The organism is Erwinia wuhanensis (assembly GCF_030484085.1).
GTDB lineage: Bacteria > Pseudomonadota > Gammaproteobacteria > Enterobacterales > Enterobacteriaceae > Erwinia > Erwinia aeris.
Genome location: NZ_JAUJUH010000001.1, coordinates 543,907 through 565,868, shown reverse-complemented (window position 1 = coordinate 565,868; position 21,962 = coordinate 543,907). Strand labels below are relative to the sequence as shown.

The window sequence follows — 21,962 nt, the reverse complement described above, 5'->3', positions numbered from 1 at the left end:
CCTGTTAAGGCAGTGCGTGCTGCGCGGCTTGCTCGATCAACCGCGCAACCTCATCAGGATGCGACTGATACACCGAGTGGCTGGCACCGGCAATTTCCACCGTATGGCTGTGTGCGCGTTTGGCGTACAGACGTTCCAGATCGGGGCTGATAATTTTGTCAGCTTTCGCCACCATGTACCAGCTGGGTCGCGTTTTCCATGCCGGATGGGGAATGTTGGCGGTGAACACTGCTGCGTTGGTCGGCATCTGCGCATGGGCTTCGAAATCGGCCTGGGCGGCAGGCAGGTCGGCAGCGAAATCGCCATGATAATATTCCGGGGCAATAGAGAGGTAGCCATCGCTCGATTTTACAAACGGATGCGCGCTATTGGGGATTTTTTTGCCGTTATCGGCTTCGGTTTCGCCATTTTCCGGCACGTGCGCGGCAATATACACAAGACCAGCCACTTTATTGTCGTTGCCCACTTCACTGATAATCGCGCCGCCGTAGCTGTGGCCCACTAAAATCACCGGGCCGTTTTGCCGATCGAGAACGCGACGCGTCGCCGCCACGTCTTGCGCAAAGCTGGTCAGCGGTTCCTGCACCAGCGTCACGTTATAACCATCATGCGTCAGCCGATCGTACACCGCACGCCAGCCCGCGCCGCCGACGAAAGCGCCGTGAACCAGCACAATATTCTTGACCGGCTGCGCCTGAGCCTGCGCCGTGCCGCCTGCGATTGCCACCAGCATACTCACTGCAAGAACAACTTTTTTCAGTTTCATGATCGTGCTCCTGATTAGGAAAGTTCGTCTACAGGATAGGAAACCGGCGCTGACATCAGGGTGAGGGAGTGATGACAAAAAAATGACGCCGGAGGGAAGGGGATGTAGGTGATCTGGTACTGATTAACGGCGGAGGCAGATTCGCGCAAGGCTGAAATAGTGGTGACTTCTGACAGGCGTATGTCGCCGAAAGCCGTTGCGCTTATATAGCCTCGCGGGAAGCCGCATTTGCGGTGCGGCTCCCGTTAGCCTGCGGATAAAGACATAACGAGGTTTCTTTGTCTGCCTCCATGCGACCCTTGGCCAGGTGAGGGCGACTATCACTCAAAGCAGCCCCTTGACTTGCACACCAACGACCATCCTATAGAATTATTAATGATTCCTTTTAAAGTATATCCGTCTGATTAATTTTCATTGAAATATTTTCCGTATAACAATTACTTATTCAATACTTATCAATCACTTACATCTCATCAGAGGATAGCCAGTCATGACTGAGCCAACCGCATCCGATCAATTGAAAGATCAGGACTTTGATACTTTCAGGGCAACCGTATTACCCCATCTCGATCAACTTCTTGCAGATAATCCGCCTCCCCCAGGGCAGACTTTTGACAGGGATAAAGCGGTGCATGACATGTACGATCTGGTAAATGGCCGCTATGACATTGAATCAGCAGAACCCGCCGCCGCCGCAGAGTTGGAACTTGACTCTGCACCAAATAAGACGGGCGTTAGTGAATGCACTATGTGGGAAATTACCGTCATCTGTGACGTCCTGTCTGTTGGGCTACAGTATTGCGGCATAGCGGGAGCACCGGCTCAACGGGCGGCGGCACAGATTGCCGGTCAGTTGAATGCAGCGCAGCTAAATGGCTTGCAGCTGTTACTTCAGGCGTTCCGTAATGCGCAGGGCGCGCGCGCGACAGGTCAGGCGGTTTTCAACCTGCTCAGCGCTATCTGGAAATTGACGGGTATTCGACAATTTCTCGGCGCGCTTGAAACAAATTTCGCCTGGTATAACTGGGTCATTATGGGCACTGTTATTTCAGCGCAGCTGGCCGCGCTTTTCTTAAGCGATGGGTTAGCATTTGTGGCAGAAATAGTCATCATGGGGGCATTTCTTACGCAGCTGGGACTGGATGTGGATCATATGTGTGAAGCTTGCGCCTGGGATTGATATAAAGCTGACGATGACATGCGCGCTTTAATCAGGTGGTGATGGCCACTAAAGCGGCTTATACAGCCAATAAAACGACCGCCAGTATTAACCGGCGGTTCATCCCATTTATAGCCCGCAGGTTCAAGCCCACGATCCATACCGCTATGCACTTAACAGCACTTTACGGCTCGGCCGCCGCTAAACCTGTACGTACAGCACATATAACAAGCTCCGTGCCGATGGATTTTCCGCCAGCCCTGAGCACGGGGTTCCAATTTTTACCCATAAAGAACAATAGCCTTCGCTATCTTGTTAATTGAACTACACTAAAAAAGCCCGCCAGGCGGGTTTTTTTATGTCAACAGGCAGTAAAGAAGCTGTCTGTTTAGCTATTTTGTAGACATAAAAGCCAAAAACAGCGGGCCTTGCTGATTAATTACTTGTTTTTATAAGTATTAATGCAATGTTTTTGTTTTTTCGCTAAGCATCATCCAGGCTTAACGGAAATAGCGTTAGCTCTTATGAGCATGACCGTCGTCGCCCCGACGACGAAAAAAGGGCGAGCGGGCCACGACGGTCTCTTAATTCACTCGTTATGACGGGAAAACCAGTGACGGCAACTATAACCAACGCGAAAGAATCACTGAGTCAGGAAAGCGAGCTGCGGGCGCTGCGCGACGCGCTGCATCAGCGTCTTGACCAGCTCCTGCCCGCGGGTGGCGAACGCGACCGGGTTGGCGCGGCGATGCGTGAAGGCGCACTGGCGCCAGGCAAACGTATTCGTCCTTTGCTGCTGCTGTTGGCGGCATACGACCTGGGCTGCGACAAAAATCATCCGGGACTGCTCGATCTCGCCTGTGCGGTGGAGATGGTTCATGCCGCTTCGCTGATGCTGGACGATATTCCCTGTATGGATAACGCGGCGCTGCGGCGCGGACGGCCCACTATCCATCGTCAGTTCGGCCAGGACGTGGCGATCCTCGCGGCAGTTGCGCTGCTCAGCAACGCTTTTGGCGTGGTGGCTGGCGCCGAAGGGCTGTCGGATGCCTGTCGTGCCCAGGCCGTGGCGGAGCTTTCCGCCGCCGTGGGTCTGCAAGGGCTGGTGCAGGGACAGTTCCGCGATCTTAACGAAGGCGCGACGGCGCGCAGCGAAGAAGCGATAGCCGATACCAACGACCTGAAAACCAGCATGCTATTTAGCGCCACACTGCAAATAGCGGCGCTGGCGGCGGATGCAACGCCAGCCGTGCGCCAGAAGCTGGGCTGTTTCGCACGCGATCTGGGCCAGGCTTTTCAGCTGCTCGACGATCTGGCGGACGGCTGTAGCGGCACGGGAAAAGATATTAACAAGGACGCCGGAAAATCGACGCTGGTGGCGCTGCTGGGCGCCGAGGCGGTGCGCTCACGCCTGCACGAGCATCTGCACAGCGCCGATCAGCATCTCTCCGTCTGCCAGCACGGTCTGGCGACGCGGCGTTTTATGCATAGCTGGTTCAGCCAGCAGCTGGCGACCTTTAGCTAAGTATTCACAAACGGAGCGTGAATGAAGGACGCGAACCTTATACAGCGTAAGAACGATCATCTTGATATCGTACTCAACCCGGCTGCCGATGCCCGTAAAAGCCGCACCGGATTTGAACACTGGCACTTTGAGCACTGCGCGCTGCCCGAGCTGGATCTGGACAACATCGATCTCAGCACTACGCTGTTTGGCCGTCAGCTGCGCGCGCCGCTGCTGATCAGCTCGATGACCGGCGGCGCGGCCCGCGCCCGCGACATCAATCTTAATCTGGCTCGTACCGCGCAGACGCTGGGCCTGGCGATGGGCGTCGGCTCGCAGCGCGTGGCGCTGGAAAGCGACGTCAGCTTTGGCCTGACCAGCGAGCTGCGTGCGATAGCGCCGGATGTGCCGCTGTTGGCTAATCTTGGCGCGGCGCAGATCCACGGCCAGCGCGGGCTGGACTATGCCCGTCGCGCGGTGGATATGATCCAGGCGGATGCGCTGATCGTGCATCTTAACCCCTTGCAGGAAGCCCTACAGGAAGGCGGCGACCGCGACTGGCGCGGCGTGCTGGACGCCATCGCGCTGCTGGTGAAGCAGCTTGAGGTGCCGGTCGTGGTGAAAGAGGTCGGTGCAGGTATTTCACCCGCGGTGGCGCGCCGTCTGAGCGAGGCGGGCGTCGCGATGATTGACGTCGCGGGCGCTGGCGGCACCAGCTGGGCAGCGGTAGAGGCGGAAAGAGCGTCGCGCCCTGAAATGCGCGCCATGGCGATGGCGTTTGCCGACTGGGGCATTCCAACGGCCGACGCGCTGTGCAGCGTTCACGCCGCGCTGCCGACCCTGCCGCTGATCGCCTCCGGCGGTATCGCCAACGGTATCGACGTCGCAAAAGCGCTGGCGCTGGGCGCCGATCTGGTGGGGCAGGCGGCGGCGGTGCTCGCCAGCGCCAATGCCTCTTATGAGGCGACCGTTACGCACTTCCAGACCGTTATCGCCCAGCTCAGGATCGCCTGCTTCTGTACCGGCAGCGCCAGCCTGAGCGAACTGCGCCAGGCAAAGCTTTCCCGCAACAGGAGCGAAGCATGAGTCATTACGCCGTGGTTGCGCCGCCGCTGTACAGCCACTGGCAGGCTTTACAGGCGCTGGCGCAGGCGCTGATTGACCGGGGTCATCAGGTTACGTTTATTCATCAGGCGGAGGCGGGCGCGCTGCTCAACGATCCGCGCATCGCTTTTCAGCCCGTCGGTGAAGATTCCCATCCGCCCGGCAGCCTGGCCCGCACGCTCAGGCTGGCCGCTTCGCCTGCCGGCATGTCGCTGTTCGCGCTGATTAAAGATATGTCCCGCGCCACGGATATGCTGTGCCGCGAGCTGCCGCGCGTATTAAAGCAGCTGCGGGTCGACGGGCTGATCGTCGATCAGATGGAGGCGGCTGGCGGACTGGTAGCGGAAGGCATGGCGCTGCCTTTTGTTTCCGTCGCCTGCGCGCTGCCGGTCAACCGCGAACCGGGCATTCCGCTGCCGGTAATGTCGTTTGGCTACGGCACCGACCAGCGGGCGCAAAAGCTGTTTCGCACCAGCCAGCGCATCTATGACTGGATGATGCGCAGCCACGGCCGCGTGATTGCGCGCCACGCCGAGCGCTTTGGCCTGGTGCCGCGCACGGGGCTGCATGAATGTCTGTCGCCGCTGGCGCAGATCAGCCAGACCGTGCCCGCGCTGGATTTTCCGCGCCACGCGCTGCCGGCGCATTTTTACCAGGTCGGGCCGCTGCGTCCGACCACCACGGAACGGCGCTTCTGGCCGTTGCTCTCTTCGCGCCCCTTTGTTTTCGCCTCGCTGGGCACGTTACAGGGGCACCGCTTCCGCCTGTTCAAGACCATCGCTCGCGCCTGCCGTCGTCTGCATGTCCAGCTGCTGATCGCCCACTGCGGCGGCCTGACGCCCGGCCAGGAGGCGGAGCTGGAAGCCTGCGGCGCCTACTGGGTAACGGATTTTGCCGATCAGCTGAGCGTGTTGCAGCAGGCGCAGGCGGTGATCACTCACGGCGGCCTGAATACCGTGGCGGACGCCGTCAGCAGCTCGACGCCGATCCTGGCGGTGCCTATCGCTTTCGATCAGCCCGGCGTCGCCTCGCGCGTTGTCTGGAATGGCCTGGGCCGTCGCGTTTCCCGTTTCGCCAGCAGCAAAACGATGGCGAAACAGCTGGCCGCGCTGCTGCAGGACAAAGGCTGTCACAGCAGGATGAAAGAGGCGCAGCGCCAGCTAAGTCAGGCAGGCGGCGCGCAAAGGGCGGCGGATATCGTAGAACAGGCGCTGGGTTCGCGTTCGGAAAGGATTAAGGCGACAGGATGACGAAATGGGATGTAATTCTGGTGGGCGGCGGGCTGGCCAACGGGCTGATAGCCTTGCGGCTGCGCCAGCGGCAGCCAGGGCTGAAGGTGCTGATGCTGGAGGCGCGCGCGCGCGCGGGCGGCAATCACACCTGGTCTTTTCATCAAGATGACTTAACGCCCGCGCAGCATGAATGGCTGCGTCCGCTGGTGGCGCACCGCTGGCAGGGCTACGAGGTGCGTTTTCCTCGCTACACGCGCACGCTGCCGGGCGACTACCTTAGCGTGACGGCGGAAAGCTTTGCGCAGGCGCTGGAAACGGCGCTGGGCGAAAATCTCTTAACGTTGTGCGAGGTAAGCGACATCACGCCGCACGGCGTCACGCTGGCGGACGGCAGCACGCTGCACGCCGCCGCGGTGATTGACGGGCGCGGCTATCAGCCCAGCCCCTGGCTGACGGTAGGGCTACAGGCCTTTCTGGGACAGGAATGGCGGCTGGCGGCGCCGCACGGGCTGACGCGGCCTGTGCTGATGGATGCCACCGTGGATCAGCAGCAGAGCTACCGTTTCGTCTATACGCTGCCGCTGTCGGCAGACACGCTGCTGATCGAGGACACACACTATCAGGACAGTACGGCGCTGGACGCCAACGAGGCGCGGCAGCGGATCGCCGACTATGCGCAGGATCAGGGCTGGACGCTGCAACATCTCCAGCGCGAAGAGCAGGGCGTTCTGCCGATCACGCTCCAGGGGCAGCCACGGGCTTTCCGTCAGGAACGGGAACAGCTTTGCAGCGGTCTGCGCGCGGGCCTCTTTCATGCTACTACCGGCTACTCGCTGCCGCTGGCGGCGACGCTGGCCGACCTGATTGCCGACAATGGCAGGCCGACGCACGAGCGGCTGCATCCGCTAATCGGGCAGTTTATGGCCCGGCAGTGGCGGCGTCAGCGCTTTTTTCGCATCCTCAACCGGATGCTGTTTCTGGCCGGACGGCCGGAGCGGCGTTGGCAGGTTATGCAGCGCTTCTATCAGTTAGACGATGGGCTGATCGCCAGATTTTACGCCGGTCGTCTCAAACCTTTAGATATGGCACGGATCCTTACAGGCAAGCCCCCGGTACCGGTCGGCGAGGCGTTGCTGGCCGTGTTAAAAAAATCTCCCCGGCTGCGAGCTTTCTGATGAAAAAAACACTTGTAATTGGCGCCGGTATTGGCGGCCTGGCTTTGGCTATCCGTTTACAGGCGGCGGGCGTGCCCGTGCTGCTGCTGGAAGCGCGTGATAAGCCCGGCGGCCGCGCTTATGTTTACGAAGATCAAGGATTTACTTTTGACGCCGGGCCAACGGTGATCACCGATCCTTCGGCCATTGAGGAGCTGTTTACGCTGGCCGGACGGCGCACCGCAGACTTTATCGATATGCTGCCGGTTAAGCCTTTTTACCGCCTCTGCTGGGAGTCGGGCGAGGTGATGGATTACGACAACGATCAGCAGCAGCTGGAAGAGGCGATCGCACGGTTCAATCCTGACGATGTAGAAGGCTATCGCCGCTTTCATGCCTACTCGCGCGAGGTCTTCAAAGAAGGCTACCTTAAGCTCGGCAGCGTGCCTTTTCTCTCGGTCGGCGACATGGTTAAAGTCTCGCCACAGCTGATCCGGCTACAGGCGTGGCGCAGCGTTTACAGCATGGTGTCGAAGTTTATTAAAAACGAACATCTGCGCCAGGCGTTCTCTTTTCACTCGCTGCTGGTGGGCGGCAATCCTTTTGCGGCCTCGTCCATTTATACGCTGATCCACGCGCTGGAGCGCGAATGGGGCGTCTGGTTTGCGCGCGGCGGCACCGGCGCGATGATCCAGGGCCTGACCCGACTTTTTTGCGAGCTGGGCGGTCAACTTGAACTGAACACGCCGGTTAAAAAGCTGGAAACGGAAGGCGACCATATTACGGCGGCGATCACCGCCGACGGTCGACGGATTGAAGTCGCGGCCGTCGCTTCCAATGCCGATGTGGTGCAAACCTACGCCAAACTGCTTGGTCATCATCCTCACGGCGCTGCGCAGGCCGCCGCGCTGAAGAAAAAAAGCATGAGCAACTCGCTGTTTGTGATCTATTTTGGCCTGAACAATCCGCACAGCCAGCTGGCGCACCATACGGTCTGCTTCGGGCCGCGCTACAAAGAGCTGATTGAGGAGATTTTCCATCATGACAAGCTGGCGGATGACTTCTCTCTTTACCTGCACTCGCCGTGCGTAACCGATCCCTCGCTGGCGCCGCCGGGCTGCGGCAGCTTCTATGTGCTGGCGCCGGTGCCTAACTTAGGAACGGCGAACCTGGACTGGGACGTGGAGGGGCCGCGCCTGCGCGATCGCATCTTCGCCTATCTGGAGGAGCACTACATGCCAGGCCTGCGCGAGCAGCTGGTGACGCAGCGCATCTTCACACCGTTTGATTTCCGCGACCAGCTGGACGCGCATCTGGGCTCCGCCTTCTCCGTAGAGCCGCTGCTGACGCAGAGCGCCTGGTTCCGGCCGCACAATCGCGACAGCAAAATCGATAACCTCTATGTGGTCGGCGCGGGCACCCATCCCGGCGCGGGCATTCCCGGCGTGATCGCTTCTGCGAAAGTGACCGCCAGCCTGATGCTGGAGGACAGGGCACGATGAATGAGGCGCTACTCAGCCATGCCACGGAAACCATGGCGGCGGGATCGAAAAGCTTCGACACCGCCGCCAAACTGTTCGATCCGGCCACCCGGCGCAGCGCGCTGATGCTTTACGCGTGGTGCCGCCACTGCGACGACGTGATCGACGATCAGCAGCTGGGCTTTCAGGCCACCGCCGCGCAAAGCACGCCGCTGCAAAGGCTGGAAACGCTGAAGGCGTTAACGCTGCGCGCCTGCGCGGGCGAGCCGATGAGCGATCCCGCTTTCGCCGCGTTTCAGGAGGTGGCGCTGGCCCATGCCATTCCGCAGCAGCAGGCGTTCGATCATCTGGAAGGCTACGCCATGGACGTGCGTGGCGATCTTTACCCCACGCTGGACGATACGCTGCGCTACTGCTATCACGTAGCGGGCGTGGTCGGCCTGATGATGGCGCGAGTGATGGGCGTGCGTGATGAAGCGGTGCTGGATCGGGCCTGCGATCTGGGGCTGGCTTTTCAGCTGACCAATATCGCCCGCGATATCGTTGAGGACGCCGGAAACGGCCGCTGCTATCTGCCAATTAACTGGCTGGCTGAAGAAGGACTCACGCTGGAAAACTATGCGCAACCGGCCAGTCGCGACCGGCTGGCGAAAGTGGCGCAGCGGCTGGTGGCGGCGGCTGAACCTTACTATGCGTCGGCCGAGGCGGGCCTGGCCGGTTTGCCGCTGCGCTCCGCCTGGGCTATCGCCACCGCGCGCGGCGTCTATCGGGAAATTGGCGTGAAGGTCGATCGCGCCGGCAGCAAAGCCTGGGATCGCCGCCAGGGCACCAGCAAGGCGGAAAAGCTGGGCCTGCTGGCGGGCGGGGCGGTCAGGGCGCTGGCTTCTCGCGGGAAGCAGGCTGCGCCGCCTCGTTCTGCGGCCCTGTGGCAGCGTCCCGGCGGCGGCGGCGACCGTGCCGCTGGCGCAGCGTAGCCTGAAGTTTCTCTACCGACGGCGCATAGAGAAAACCGAAAGAGACGCAGCCTTCCCGGCCGCGCACCGCGTGATGCAGACGATGCGCCATATACAGGCGTTTCAGATAGCCACGGCGGGGCACGTAGCGGAAAGGCCAGCGCTGGTGCACCAGACCGTCGTGCACCATAAAATAGAGCAGGCCATAGGCGGTCATGCCTGCGCCGATCCATTGCAGCGGCCAGTAGCCGATGCTGCCCAGATAGATCAGCACGATAGAGAGCACGGCGAACACCACGGCGTACAGATCGTTTACTTCAAACCAGCCCTTGCGCGGCTCGTGGTGGGAAAGGTGCCAGCCCCAGCCCCAGCCATGCATAATATATTTGTGCGCCAGCGCCGCGATAATCTCCATCGCGGCGATAGTCGCCAGCACAATCAATGTGTTGTACAGCCACAACATAGTTTTTTCCATCCGGTATCAGGTGGGTTAAGCGTAGTTCAGCGCTATTACTCCTGCACGGCTTCTAACATCTTCACCATCGCCCGCAGATTGGCGGAGCCGCTGCCTTTGCGCCATACCAGCCAGATCGCCAGCTCGCCCATGCCGTCGCTCAGCGGCCAGGCGCTGACGCTGTCTCTGCCGGGCATACTCTCCAGCATACTTTTCGGGATCAGCGCCAGCCCGGCGCCCGCGCTGACGCAGGCCAGAATGCCGTGATAGGACTCCATCTCGAAAATCTTGCCGGGCGACGCGTTTTCACGGGCGAACCAGTTCTCGAACAGACGGCGATAGGAGCAGTTGGCGCGGAAAGCGTAAATAGTGGCGCCTGAAATTTCCCTGGCGCAGGTGACCGGCGGATGGTTCAGCGAAGAGATCAGCACCATCTCCTCGTTAAAAACCGGGATGCCTTCCAGCTGCGGATGCTTCGGCGGCCCGTCGATAAACACCGCGCTGAACTCGCCCGCCAGCAGCCCGTCGGTCATCGCGCCGGACGGCCCGGTAGAGAGATCCAGCTCTACCTCCGGCCAGGCCTGATGATAGCGGGCAATCAGCGGCGGCAGCCGCACCGCGGCGGTGCTCTCAATCGCGCCAAGGGTAAAGACGCCGGCAGGATGCTGGCTGGAAACCTGAAGGCGCGCCTCCTCAGTCAGTGCCAGGATGCGGTTGGCGTAATCCAGCAGCGTGCGGCCCGCGTCGGTAATATGCAGGCGCAGCTTTTCGCGGCTGAACAGCGTCGTGCCCAGCTCGTCCTCCAGCTGGCGCAGGCGGGTAGAAATATTAGAAGGAACGCGGTGCAGTTTACCCGCTGCCGCCGTCACGCTGCCTTCTTCCGCGATGGCGCGGAACACTTCCAGCTGGGTCAGATCCATAAACATTCTCATTTTGAGCAGGATATTTTCATTATTATTCATTTTTCAGGAAGGATGCGCAAGGCTAAGATAGCGTCACTATCACCAACCGGCCTGAGAGGCCGACGGAGGATCTTATGACGACTTCATCAGCAGTTCAGGCGGGCGCCGTATCCCGTAACCCTTTTACCGGCGACATCATTCGCCAGACGCCTTTCGCTACCGCCGCCGAGGTGGAAACCGCGCTGGCGCAGGCCCACGGCGCGTTTCAGCACTGGCGTCACAGCGAGGTGGCGGAACGCAGCCAGCTGTTGCTGAACATGGCGGCCAGCCTGCGTAAACATGCTCGCGCGCTGGCGGAAATGATGACCGACGAAATGGGCAAGCCGATTACCCAGAGCCTGGCCGAAGTGGAAAAATGCGCGCGCCTGTGTGAATGGTATGCGGAACAGGGGCCAACAATCCTGGCGCCGGAAGCCACACTGGTTGAAAACGAAAAAGCGCACGTCAACTATCTGCCGATTGGCCCGATCCTGGCCGTGATGCCGTGGAACTTCCCGGTATGGCAGGTGCTGCGCGGCGCGGTGCCGATTATTATGGCGGGCAACAGCTATCTGCTGAAACCGGCCCCAAGCATTATGGGCAGCGCGCTGCTGCTGCAATCCGTGCTGGCGGAAGCGGGCGTGCAGCAGGGACTGTTTAGCGTCCTGAATGCCGATAACGACGCCGTCGCTACTATTATCAAAGACTCACGCATCGCGGCCGTGACCCTGACCGGCAGCGTGCGCGCAGGCGCGGCTATTGCGGCGCTGGCGGGCGCGGCGGTGAAGAAAAGCGTGCTGGAGCTGGGCGGTTCCGATGCCTTTATCGTGCTGGCCGACGCCGATATCGATGCGGCGGTGAAAGGCGCGGTGGCGGGTCGCTTTATGAACGGCGGCCAGGTCTGTATGGCTGCTAAGCGGATTATCGTGGAGGAGGCCGTTTTTGCCGAGTTCCGCGACAAATTCGTGGCGGCGGTAAAAGAGCTGGTGGTGGGCGATCCGCGTGACGAGGCGACCTATATCGGCCCGATGGCCCGTTTCGATCTGCGCGACGAGCTGGATTCTCAGGTTCAGGCTACCATCGCCGAAGGCGCGGAGTGCCTGCTGGGTGGCCACGTGATGCAGGGCAAGGCGAACTTCTATGCGCCTACCGTACTGAGCAACGTCAAACCCGGCATGACCAGCTTTAAGCAGGAGCTGTTTGGCCCGGTTGCTTCGCTGATTGTGGCGAAGGACGCGGACGACGCGATTGCGCTGGCTAACGACTCCGAGTTCGGCCTGGGCGGCAGCCTGTGGAGCCGCGACGTCGCAAAAGCCCGCAAGCTTGCCGCGAAGGTGGAAACCGGCGGCATGTTTATCAATACGCCGAGCTTCTCCGACCCGCGCGTGCCGATTGGCGGCGTTAAGCACAGCGGCTACGGTCGCGAGCTGTCCCACTTTGGTATTCGGGAATTTACCAACGCGCAGACCGTCTGGGCAGAATCCTGATTGGATCCTTTGAGCAGGATGCTGAGCTGACCGTCTGCGCAGGCTCCTGATTTGACCCTTTGGGCTGCATCCTGAGCCGATCGTCTGCGCAGGCGCCTGATCTAAGGCGTTTTCCCGCTCTTAAGCCATTGCTCAACCCCTTCCGCCGGAAGGGGTTTACTGCAAAAGTAGCCCTGAATTTCATCACAGCCGAATCCGCGCAGCATCAGCAGCGTTTCCTCATCCTCCACGCCCTCCGCCAGCACAATATAGTTCAGCTCCTTAAGCATGGTTATCACGTGGCGCGCCACGATCTGGCTGCCGCCGTCGGCAGCAAGCGGCGCGATCAGCGAGCGATCCAGCTTGATGACGTCCATTGGAATGCGCTTCAGATAGTTAATATTGCTGTAGCCGCTGCCGAAATCGTCCAGTGCCAGCGTGAAGCCGCGCAGCTTGAGCTGATTCAGGCCGCGCATCGCATCCGGGCTTTCCAGCAGCTTTTCCGTTTCCAGGCACTCGATACTCAGCAAATCGCTGGAGAGGCCCGCCCGCAGCAGCATCCTTTCCAGCCAGTCGGCAAAGCCTTCACGGGCCAGATCGCTGACGCTGACGTTGACCGACACGGGCAGGTTAATGCCTTTTGCCCGCCAGAGCTTAAGCTGCGCCAGCACGCTGACGATCACCCAGTCGGTGACGCCAGCCATCAGGTTGGTTTGCTCCGCCAGCGGCAGAAACTGTAACGGCGGCAGGTTGCCGAGGCGGGGATGCTGCCAGCGCAGCAGCGCCTCCATGCCTACCGGCAGGCCGCTGTGCAACGAGATCTGCGGCTGATAAACCAGATAAAGCCCGCCTTCGCTGCGCAGCGCTTCCGCCAGATCGTGCAGCAGCAGAAAATCCAGCTTGCGGCGGTTATCGCTCTCCAGATCGAAAGCGGCGTAGGGCAGGCCCTGGCCGATAGCCTCATGCAGCGCGCTGACGCCGCGCCGCAGCGCTTCAACCGGCGGGCAGAGCGCAGGCGCAAAAGAGACTTCGCCCAGGTGAAGAGTCAGATCGATAGCAATCTCTTCGCCTATACGCGCGCGTACCTGACCCAGCTTTTCGCTTAGCTGTTTTGGCCAGCCGGACGTTTTACCGGCGGAAAGCAGCGCAAACCGGCCTTTCGACACGGTATAAAGCCGGTCATCGTCTCTGAGCTGCAGACGCGTGCGCAGCAGGGCGGCGATGTTTTGCAGCAGAGCTTCCAGCGCATACATCCCCAACGCGCGGGCGATGTCGTAGGCGCGTGCCATATCAATGCAGTCAATCAGTACCAGGCTGTAGGGCTGAATAATGCCGCCATCCTCCAGCTGCTCCAAATCACGCAGCAGGCTCTGACGATTGGGCAAAAGAGTGACAACGTCACGCAGGCTGGTGTGATACCAGGCGTCCAGCCAGGCGGTCATGATCTCCGCCAGCAGCTCCAGCAGCTTCACCTGTTCCTCAGTGAAAATATGCGGCAGCACGTCCGTAACACACAGGGTGCCGACAATGGCGCCGTCGCGCATTTTCAGCGGCGCGCCCGCGTAAAAACGGATATAGGGCGAGTCCTTGATCAGCGGGTGCGCCTTAAACCGTTCGTCCAGATGGGTGTCGGGACAGACCATGACCTCGCCGCTGGCGAGCGTGTGCCGACAGAGCGCGTCTTCAAGCGAGCTTTGCTGTAGCGAGAAATTCCGCGCCGCCTTAATGTATTGCTGGTGCTCGTTCATAATCGACACGAAGCTACCGGGAATATTCAGCAGCTCGCTGGTGAGCCGGGTGAACTTGCTGAGAATTTCATCCCGTCCCGCGTCGTCTGCTGTCAGCATCTCTAACGCCAGCTGGTAGCGGGTTTCGCCTTGAGGAGTCGGCATTCTGGTGTTCCTGAAACGATTCAAAATGGATGTATGCCGCTTTTCAGGCCAGGCTTAAGGTCTGGTCGCATACAAGCGGCTTTTTATTTTTATCTGACTTTGGTGATGCTATGTCCGATACTGCTGAAACTCTGCCGTCGCAGGAGCGCATTGTGCTCTATGACGGCGTGTGCAAACTCTGTAACGGCTGGGTCAATTTTTTGCTGCGCTATGACAGGCGCCGCACCGTACGCCTGGCCGCGGTTCAGACTGAAAAAGGCAAATCCCTGCTGAAAGCCGCCGGTATGTCGCCTGACGAAATCAATACCATTGTGCTGCTTGAACGGGGGCAGGTTTATCTGCGCGCCGACGCTATTTTCCGCGTTATGCTTGGGCTGCCGTGGCCGTGGCGAGCGCTTTCGGTACTGCGCTTCTGTCCAAAGTTCATCAGCGACCGCTGCTACAATCTGATCGCACAAAACCGTTATCGGCTGTTTGGCCGATTTAATGAGCGACAAAAACCGCCGGCGGACTATCCGGGCCGGTTTATCGACAGGTAACAAACACTACTGGCTTTCGTTGTGCGGCAGGTTATGCTGGAAAATCAACGTAGTTATTGCCTGAGGTGAAAATTGTCCGTGCGATTAAATGAATTTCAACAGCCGGTTGGTGAACCGCTTCCCGAATGGACGCCGCGCCCTTTGCCTGAACGTATGGCGCTGGCGGGGCGCTTCTGCGTGCTGGAGCCGCTGGAAAGCGCCCGTCACTATGAGGATCTGCTGGCCGCGTGGCGCAGCGCCGAAGACGATCGGGACTGGACTTATTTGCCTGCCGGCCCTTTTAACGCGGAGGAGCTTCGCGACTATCTTGCCCGGGCCGAAGCCAGCCGCGATCCGCTGCATTTCGCCGTAATCGATCGACAAAGCGGCCGCGCGGTCGGCACGCTGGCGCTGATGAGAATTGAGCCAGCGCACGGCGTGATGGAGGTGGGATACGTGACCTTTTCGCCCGCGTTGAAGCGCACGCCGCTCTCTACCGAAAGCCATTTTCTGCTGATGCGTTACGCCTTCGATCGGCTGGGCTATCGTCGATACGAATGGAAGTGCGACAGCCTCAACGCGCCTTCGCGGCGGGCAGCGGAGCGCCTCGGCTTTCGCTATGAAGGGCTGTTCCGTCAGGCCATCGTCTATAAGGGTCGCAGCCGCGATACCGCCTGGTTTTCCATTATTGATAAAGAATGGCCCGCGCTGCGCGAAGCCTTTGAGCGTTGGCTGGACGTCAGCAATTTTGACGCGGCAGGCGTGCAGCGGCATTCGCTGGCCGATTTACGCCAGCAGCGGGCATAATCCTAATTTTCTTCATATTATTAAACAAGAAGTCATTAACTTTACTAACCTTTTACAGTCTGCGCTGCCGCATTGCTTTCGGGCCGCGCGCATTTTCCCTGTTTAAGGAGCCGGTAAATGACTTCCCAGGTAACATCCCGCCATTCGACTTTTGCGGTGGCCGTCTATTCGCTGTTTCATCCTGTCCCGCTCGGCTTTTTTGTGGCGGGCTGGATCTTCGACATTATTTATCTCTACAGTACCGAAATCTTCTGGACGCAGGCGGCGAGCTGGCTGATCGCTATCGGGTTGATAATCGCGATTATTCCTCGCCTGATTAACCTTGTGCAGGTTTGGGTGGGCGTCTCTTATCCGCAGGGATCGGCGATAAAAGTGCATTTTTGGGCTTATCTTCTGGCTATTATCCTGGAAATCTTTAACGCCTTTATACACAGCCGCGACGCGTGGGCCGTGGTGCCTGCCGGCGTTATTCTCTCCACCCTGGCGGTGGTTCTGATGCTGTTCGCCAACGTGCAGCTCGCCGTGCGCGATCGCACCGCTTAAGGAGGAGTTATGAAAACGTCAACCACACTCTCACTGCTGGCCGTATCGGTTTCGCTGCTGCTCGCCGGCTGTGACGACGGCGCTAAAATCGATCCTGCAAAGCAAACCGGTGCAAATCCGGAGCTGCCGGCGGCAAAAAACTTCCTTGTCCCACCCATGAAGGTTCCGAACGGTACGCCATGGAAAGAGGGTGAAAAGCCCAAAGTCGCGGATGGCCTGAAGATAGAGAAAGTTGCGGACGGTTTTCAGCATCCGCGCCAGCTCTACACGTTGCCAAACGGCGATATCCTGGTGGTGGAAGGCAGCGCTCCGGCAGCGCCGACCAGCCAGCCGAAGCAGCTGGTGACCGGTCTGGTTCAAAAGGCCTCCGGCAAGGGCGGCGCCGGCGGCAATCGCATTACGCTGCTGCGCAGCAGCGACGGCAAAAGCTGGCAAAAATATCCTTTCCTGGAAAACCTGCGTTCGCCGTTTGGCGTGCAGCTGATCGGCGACACGCTGTATGTGGCGAATGCCGACTCGCTGATGAAATATCGGTATGAGAGCGGCGCGACGAAGATTACCGATCCCGGCACCGAGCTGACCGAGCTGCCGGGCGGGCCTATTAACCATCACTGGACCAAGTCGCTGCTGGCCAGCCCGGACGGCAGCAAACTCTATGTTGGCGTCGGCTCCAACAGTAATATCACTGAAAACGGCATCGGCGCGGAGTATCGTCGGGCCGACATCCTGGAAGTCGATGCGGCTAGCGGCGCCAGCCGGATCTACGCCAGCGGGCTGCGCAACCCCACCGGGATGCAGTGGGAGCCGCAAACCGGCAAGCTGTGGGCCATCGTTAACGAGCGCGATGAAATCGGTGCCGATCTGGTGCCGGACTACCTGACTTCGGTACAGGAAGGTGGCTTTTACGGCTGGCCTTACAGCTATTTCGGCCAGCACGTGGACGAACGCGTGCAGCCGCCGCGCCCGGATCTGGTGAAAAAAGCGATTAAGCCTGACTATGCGCTCAGCTCGCACGTGGCGCCGCTGGGACTGTGGTTCTATACCGGCACCAACCTGCCGGAGAAATACCGTGGCGGCGCTTTTGTCAGCGAGCACGGCAGCTGGAACCGCAAGCCGCTGAACGGCTATCAGGTGGTGTGGGTCGCCTTCCGCAACGGTATGCCGCAGGGTCAGCCAGAGCCGGTGGTTACCGGCTTCCTCACTGACGATCAAAAATCGGTTCGCGGCCTGCCGGTAGGCCTGACCATGGATAAACAGGGCGGCCTGATGATTGCCGACGATGCCGGAAACGTGGTCTGGCGCGTCACCGGCGCGACTGCGCCTTAACTTTATTATCAACCTCTGCCGCCGTGGTGGCGCTGTAAAAACGGCGGCGCGTCCTTTTAAATTTGTCATCACTATCAAGCCGCCCGGCATTCTGCCCGGCGGCTTTTTTTGCGCGGTTTTCCAGGGACTATTTGTGCGGGTGGTCAGACGCTGAGCAAATATCCGCTTGCGGTTAAGATATATCATAGATATATTTTCCTCCGCTATTGAGAATAATTACGGTTTACTATTACGGGCCAGCCCCCGTCAGGAGAATTATTTTGACCGAAAAAACAGGTCGCGCTCCCCGTCGCGTAAGAAATGAACTGCGTTTTCGTCCGGTAGAAGTGATTGCGAAAACTTTCGTCGCCAACAGCTTCTACCGCATTGAGTTCGGCGGCGAAGCGCTGGCCGGTTTTAATTCGGCGGGCTTCGACGATCACGTTAAGGTCTTTTTCCCGGATCCCGCCACCGGCGAGCTTTATCTGCCGCAGGTCACGGAAGAGGGCATCGTCTGGAAAGACGGCATTCGTCCGCTGGCGCGCGACTACACGCCGCTGTACTTTAACGCGCAGAAAAACAGGCTGACGCTGGATTTTTATCTGCACGAGTCGGGCGTAGCCAGCGACTGGGCCGTTACGGCGCACCCTGGCGACAGGCTGGCCATCGGCGGCCCGCGCGGCTCGCTGATCGTGCCGGAGGATTACGCTTTCCAGCTTTACGTCTGCGATGAAACGGGGCTGCCCGCGTTCAAACGACGGCTGACCTCGCTTGGCGACAGGCCGGTAAGGCTTTATGCCTTTGTCGACGCAGCGCAGGGCAAAGCCTATCTTGGCGATCCGCCAAACGTGGAAATCGTCTGGCTGGGTAGCGGCAAAATGCAGGCTGGCGTCGGATCGCTTATCGCCGACCTGGATAAGGTTGCCTTACCGACGGACGACTACTTTATCTGGCTGACGGGCGAAGGCGCGGCGGTGAAGCAGCTCAGCGACTACTTTATCGGCAAGCGCGAGCGCGACGCCGATTTCGTCCGTGCGGTGGCTTACTGGCACGATAAGTAGGGTTGTTGTATTTTTCAGGGGGCTAACTTACTATCAATCCCCTTCAAACAGGCTCGGGCAGGCGATGAAATCACAGCGCAGTTCTCAATATGACTTATCCGGCGGCCCGGCCAGCGCCGCACGGAGAAAACGGCGTGAAAAGATGCTGGACGCCAGCGACGTTCGCCTGCTGCTGCTGCACTTTATCGCGCAGGGCGCCGCACACGGCTATGAGCTAATCAAGACGATTGAAGAGCTATCCAAAGGCGAATACAGCCCCAGCCCCGGCATTATTTATCCCAACCTGACGCTGCTGGAGGAAATGGAATGCATCGAATCCCGCGATCCGCAGGCGGCGCGCAAGGCCTATAGCCTGACCCGGGAAGGAGAGCGCCAGCTGGCAGAAGGGCAGGAAACGCTGCATGATATCATTAACCGACTCAGCTCGATGGCGATCCTCGTCAATAACCGCAGCATTCCGGAAGTGGAGCGGGCCATCAACAATATGCGTATGGCGCTGAATATGCGCCTTTCCCAGTCGGCGTTGCCGCAGCAGACGCTGCACGACATCATTGATGCGCTGGATGAAGCCGCGCGTAAAATCGAGCGCAGCTGATACAGGGCCGTTTGGCTATCAACATAAATAATCACGTTTTTTTTCTAATGTTACCGGTAACTTTGCCGATATAAGTCGCTTCTGAAACAATAATCAGGTGTGGCTATGTCCGTTTTTTCCCGAATCAAAACCTCCTCGTTCTTGCTCAGCACGATCATTGCCTTCGGCACCCTACAGCTTGTCGCTGGCATCCTCTTCCTCAGCGCGTTGGATCACAATAAAGAGAGCTTCGAAACCGCCTCGACGGCCAGCGATCAGGTGACCGCGCTGACCAATGCCTGGTATGAACTTAACGCGGCGCGTGCGGACGTTAACCGCGTGGTGATCTGGCTGCAAAAAGAGGGGCCGACCAGCAGCGTAGTGGGCGGTATGGTCGCGCACGGCAAAGCGCAGCTGGCGCTGGCCGATCGCGATTTTAAAAACTACCAGAACGGGCCGGTTATTCCCGGACTCGATGCCACGCTTAACAGCAGGCTGGCGCAAAGCTACCAGGCGTACGCCGGACAGCTTAATCAGCTGATGGAAATCGCTTCACGCCGCGATTTAACCGGCCTGTTCAGCATTAACGTTGCGGGCAACCAGAAGATTATGCAGGGCGATTACGATCGCTGGCGCGCCGCCGTTGGCCAGCTGTCAAAGACCACCTCCGCTGAAAGCAAGCAGGTATTCACGCAGATGCTGTGGCTGATGGGCGCTATTTTGCTGGTGGTGCTGAGCGCTGTGATCGTGAGCTGGTCGGTGATCAAACGCGTGCTGATCCAGCCGCTGGCGCGCGCGCTGGGGCATATCAACGCTATTGAACAGGGCGATCTGACGGAGCAGATAGCGGTCGATCCGCGCGCCCGTAACGAGATGGGCCATCTGCTTTCCGGCCTGGCGGTAATGCAACAGTCGCTGGTGAAAACCGTGGGTAACGTGCGCAACGGCGCGGATACGATTTTAACCGGCGTCAGCGAAATTGCGGCGGGCAACAACGATCTCTCATCCCGTACGGAAGAGCAGGCAGCCTCGCTGGAGCAAACCGCCGCCAGCATGGAACAGATCACCGCCACGGTGAAGCAGAACGCGGACAATTCGCATCAGGCGGCGAAGCTGGCGCTTTCTGCCGCGCAAACGGCGGAGAAGGGCGGCGCTATCGTGGACGGTGTGATAAAAAGCATCTTTGGGCTGCAGGAAAGCTCTAAAAAAATCGCGGAAATCACCGGCGTAATTGAAAGCATCGCTTTCCAGACCAATATTCTGGCGCTGAACGCGGCGGTAGAAGCCGCCCGCGCTGGCGAAAACGGCCGTGGCTTTGCGGTGGTGGCGGGAGAAGTGCGCAACCTGGCGCAGCGCAGCGCCGTAGCGGCGAAAGATATCAACGCGCTGATCGCTGAATCCTCGGCCCGCGTTGACAACGGTTCCCGGCTGGCCGGACAGGCGGAAGAGTCAATGAGCGGTATCCTTAGCTCGGTACAGCAGGTACGCGATATCATGGATGAAATTTCCTCCGCCTCTGAGGAGCAGAGCCGCGGCATCAGTCAGGTCGGCATCGCGGTGTCGGAACTCGATCAGGTGACGCAGCAGAACGCCGCGCTGGTAGAGCAATCTTCTTCAGCCGCCGCCTCGCTGGAAGAGCAGGCCGCTCGCCTGAACGAAGCGGTAGCCGTGTTTCGCCTGGCCGGCAGGAAAGAGGTAGCCCGTCGTTCTGGCGTGACAGCGCTGAAATCGCCGGTGCTGGCGACCGCCTCAACGGATAACTGGGAAGCCTTCTGACCGGCGTTTAAACGTTATTAATCAAAGGCCCGATCTGTCTTCGGGCCTTTGCGTTTGCCGTCAGATCTCGCTGTAGCGAACCGCCTCAACAAACTTCGCAAAGGCGGAGGTATGCTGGCGGCGGCTGGGGTAGTACAGGTAATAGCCCGGAAAAGGCGCGCACCACTCTTCCAGCACCTTTTCCAGCTGGCCTGCCTTAACCGCTTCCTCAACGGTATCCTCAGGCACCATCGCCAGGCCAATCCCTGCCACGGCAGCTTTAATTCGGGTTTGCAGATTATTCAGCGTCAGCTGGCCGTCCACCTTCACGCGGATTTCGCGCTGCGCTTTGGCAAACTCCCAGGCATAGATACTGCCCATGGTCGGCAGGCGCATATTGATGCAGTTGTGCTGCTGCAGATCCTGTGGCGTAGCGGGCCTGCCGTAGCGAGCGAAATAAGCGGGCGAGCCCACTACAACCATCCGCCAGTCCGGCCCGATCCTGACGGCAATCATATCCTTTGCAACCTGTTCGCCCAGCCGTACGCCCGCGTCAAAACGGCCGCTGACGATATCCGTCAGGGAATTATCGGACATAATTTCGATATTCACTTCCGGCCACGCCTGTAAAAACTGTTCTACTGCGGGCCACAGGGCGAAGGTAAGGGCGTGCTCGCCCACGTTAAGGCGAATATTGCCTGACGGCCTGTCGCGCAGTTCATGCAGGGCAGCCAGCTCGTTTTCAATCTCTTCAAGGTGCGGGCCAATGGTTTTTATCAGGCGTTCGCCCGCTTCGGTAGGGGCGACGCTGCGCGTGGTTCGGGTTAACAGACGCAGCTGCAGCCGCTCCTCCAGCCCGCGTATGGCATGGCTTAAAGCGGACTGGGAAACGCCCAGCCTGGCCGCCGCGCGGGTAAAGCTTCTCTCGCGAGCGATCACCATCAGCGAGATAAGGTCGTTAAAATTTTCTTTCAGCATGGCTATCTCAGAGGTGAACAAGGCAGGGAACCAAGTGTAACCTGGCTGGGGCCGGGGTGCGACGGCTTCCTGCCATTCACCTGAGTAATTCTAAATTAAATCAAAGCACTGCAAAAAAGGCAGGCTTATCTTTACGGCAAAAGCGGGCCAGGTTTTTGAATCCGTCGCGCGTGCGGCATTTTCGCTTTATTCTGGTCATTATTGGTACTTTTCAGGCGCTTTTTTCCGCTAATCTGAATGTTGCCCCGGCGTTTTTTAATCAGAAATTTCTTATTCAGTTACCCTGTTTTTTACCTCTCTTTTTGCCCGGGAAAT

At 59.3% G+C, this 21,962-nt stretch carries 20 protein-coding genes; 15 read left to right on the top strand and 5 right to left on the bottom strand.

The window, feature by feature from the left end:
• Nucleotides 1–4: 4 nt before the first annotated feature.
• On the bottom strand, nt 5–766 hold the full coding sequence (locus tag QZH36_RS02555; protein ID WP_301250888.1) for an alpha/beta fold hydrolase: 762 nt from the start codon (nt 764–766) through the stop codon (nt 5–7).
• A 490-nt stretch (nt 767–1,256) separates the two neighbouring features.
• On the opposite strand from QZH36_RS02555, the gene QZH36_RS02550 reads away from it, so the two are divergent.
• The 7 genes from QZH36_RS02550 (at nt 1,257) to crtB (ending at nt 9,374) form a co-directional block, all read left to right on the top strand.
• Nucleotides 1,257–1,946 (top strand): hypothetical protein, encoded by a 690-nt coding sequence (locus tag QZH36_RS02550; RefSeq protein ID WP_301729581.1) that lies wholly within the window; start codon nt 1,257–1,259, stop codon nt 1,944–1,946.
• Between the two features lie 592 nt (nt 1,947–2,538).
• Nucleotides 2,539–3,450: a polyprenyl synthetase family protein gene (locus tag QZH36_RS02545; protein WP_253454280.1), complete on the top strand. Its 912-nt coding sequence runs from the start codon at nt 2,539–2,541 to the stop codon at nt 3,448–3,450.
• A gap of 21 nt (nt 3,451–3,471) precedes the next feature.
• A complete protein-coding gene (fni, locus tag QZH36_RS02540; RefSeq protein ID WP_301250884.1) occupies nt 3,472–4,515 on the top strand; it encodes a type 2 isopentenyl-diphosphate Delta-isomerase in 1,044 nt (347 codons plus the stop codon).
• Nucleotides 4,512–5,783 (top strand): glycosyltransferase, encoded by a 1,272-nt coding sequence (locus QZH36_RS02535; protein ID WP_301729580.1) that lies wholly within the window; start codon nt 4,512–4,514, stop codon nt 5,781–5,783. The genes fni and QZH36_RS02535 overlap by 4 nt, the downstream gene beginning before the upstream one ends.
• Nucleotides 5,780–6,940, top strand: a complete 1,161-nt coding sequence (gene crtY / locus QZH36_RS02530) for a lycopene beta-cyclase CrtY (RefSeq protein WP_301729579.1) — start codon at nt 5,780–5,782, stop codon at nt 6,938–6,940. The genes QZH36_RS02535 and crtY overlap by 4 nt, the downstream gene beginning before the upstream one ends.
• The gene (locus QZH36_RS02525) at nt 6,940–8,421 is read left to right on the top strand and encodes a phytoene desaturase (RefSeq protein WP_301250880.1); all 1,482 of its coding nucleotides are present in this window, start codon (nt 6,940–6,942) and stop codon (nt 8,419–8,421) included. The genes crtY and QZH36_RS02525 overlap by 1 nt, the downstream gene beginning before the upstream one ends.
• Nucleotides 8,418–9,374, top strand: a complete 957-nt coding sequence (gene crtB / locus QZH36_RS02520; protein ID WP_301729578.1) for a 15-cis-phytoene synthase CrtB — start codon at nt 8,418–8,420, stop codon at nt 9,372–9,374. Before QZH36_RS02525 ends, crtB begins: the two co-directional genes overlap by 4 nt.
• Here crtB and QZH36_RS02515 read toward each other — a convergent pair.
• Complete coding sequence (locus QZH36_RS02515) at nt 9,271–9,816, bottom strand: sterol desaturase family protein (RefSeq protein WP_301729577.1); 546 nt, start codon at nt 9,814–9,816, stop codon at nt 9,271–9,273. The two genes, crtB and QZH36_RS02515, sit on opposite strands and share 104 nt — an antisense overlap.
• A gap of 47 nt (nt 9,817–9,863) precedes the next feature.
• A complete protein-coding gene (ptrR, locus tag QZH36_RS02510; protein WP_125290010.1) occupies nt 9,864–10,727 on the bottom strand; it encodes a putrescine utilization regulator PtrR in 864 nt (287 codons plus the stop codon).
• Nucleotides 10,728–10,843: 116 nt separating this feature from the next.
• Between ptrR and QZH36_RS02505 the strand changes: the two genes are divergently transcribed.
• Complete coding sequence (locus tag QZH36_RS02505; RefSeq protein WP_301729576.1) at nt 10,844–12,235, top strand: NAD-dependent succinate-semialdehyde dehydrogenase; 1,392 nt, start codon at nt 10,844–10,846, stop codon at nt 12,233–12,235.
• A 101-nt stretch (nt 12,236–12,336) separates the two neighbouring features.
• Here the strand turns inward: QZH36_RS02505 and QZH36_RS02500 are convergent, their stop codons facing one another.
• Nucleotides 12,337–14,106, bottom strand: a complete 1,770-nt coding sequence (locus tag QZH36_RS02500; protein ID WP_253454271.1) for a sensor domain-containing diguanylate cyclase — start codon at nt 14,104–14,106, stop codon at nt 12,337–12,339.
• Nucleotides 14,107–14,216: 110 nt separating this feature from the next.
• Here QZH36_RS02500 and QZH36_RS02495 point away from each other — a divergent pair, with 110 nt between their 5' ends.
• The 7 genes from QZH36_RS02495 (at nt 14,217) to QZH36_RS02465 (ending at nt 20,690) form a co-directional block, all read left to right on the top strand.
• The gene (locus QZH36_RS02495; RefSeq protein WP_253454270.1) at nt 14,217–14,645 is read left to right on the top strand and encodes a thiol-disulfide oxidoreductase DCC family protein; all 429 of its coding nucleotides are present in this window, start codon (nt 14,217–14,219) and stop codon (nt 14,643–14,645) included.
• Between the two features lie 72 nt (nt 14,646–14,717).
• The gene (locus QZH36_RS02490; protein WP_301729575.1) at nt 14,718–15,431 is read left to right on the top strand and encodes a GNAT family N-acetyltransferase; all 714 of its coding nucleotides are present in this window, start codon (nt 14,718–14,720) and stop codon (nt 15,429–15,431) included.
• Nucleotides 15,432–15,548: 117 nt separating this feature from the next.
• Nucleotides 15,549–15,974 (top strand): DUF2231 domain-containing protein, encoded by a 426-nt coding sequence (locus QZH36_RS02485; protein WP_253454268.1) that lies wholly within the window; start codon nt 15,549–15,551, stop codon nt 15,972–15,974.
• A gap of 9 nt (nt 15,975–15,983) precedes the next feature.
• Nucleotides 15,984–17,300, top strand: a complete 1,317-nt coding sequence (locus QZH36_RS02480) for a PQQ-dependent sugar dehydrogenase (protein WP_301250874.1) — start codon at nt 15,984–15,986, stop codon at nt 17,298–17,300.
• 257 nt (nt 17,301–17,557) lie between these two features.
• The gene (locus QZH36_RS02475) at nt 17,558–18,340 is read left to right on the top strand and encodes a siderophore-interacting protein (RefSeq protein ID WP_253460984.1); all 783 of its coding nucleotides are present in this window, start codon (nt 17,558–17,560) and stop codon (nt 18,338–18,340) included.
• Nucleotides 18,341–18,404: 64 nt separating this feature from the next.
• Complete coding sequence (locus QZH36_RS02470) at nt 18,405–18,935, top strand: PadR family transcriptional regulator (protein WP_301250873.1); 531 nt, start codon at nt 18,405–18,407, stop codon at nt 18,933–18,935.
• 105 nt (nt 18,936–19,040) lie between these two features.
• Nucleotides 19,041–20,690 (top strand): methyl-accepting chemotaxis protein, encoded by a 1,650-nt coding sequence (locus QZH36_RS02465; RefSeq protein ID WP_253454265.1) that lies wholly within the window; start codon nt 19,041–19,043, stop codon nt 20,688–20,690.
• 60 nt (nt 20,691–20,750) lie between these two features.
• Here QZH36_RS02465 and QZH36_RS02460 read toward each other — a convergent pair whose 3' ends face one another.
• Nucleotides 20,751–21,647, bottom strand: a complete 897-nt coding sequence (locus QZH36_RS02460) for a LysR family transcriptional regulator (RefSeq protein ID WP_253454264.1) — start codon at nt 21,645–21,647, stop codon at nt 20,751–20,753.
• Nucleotides 21,648–21,962 lie beyond the last annotated feature (315 nt).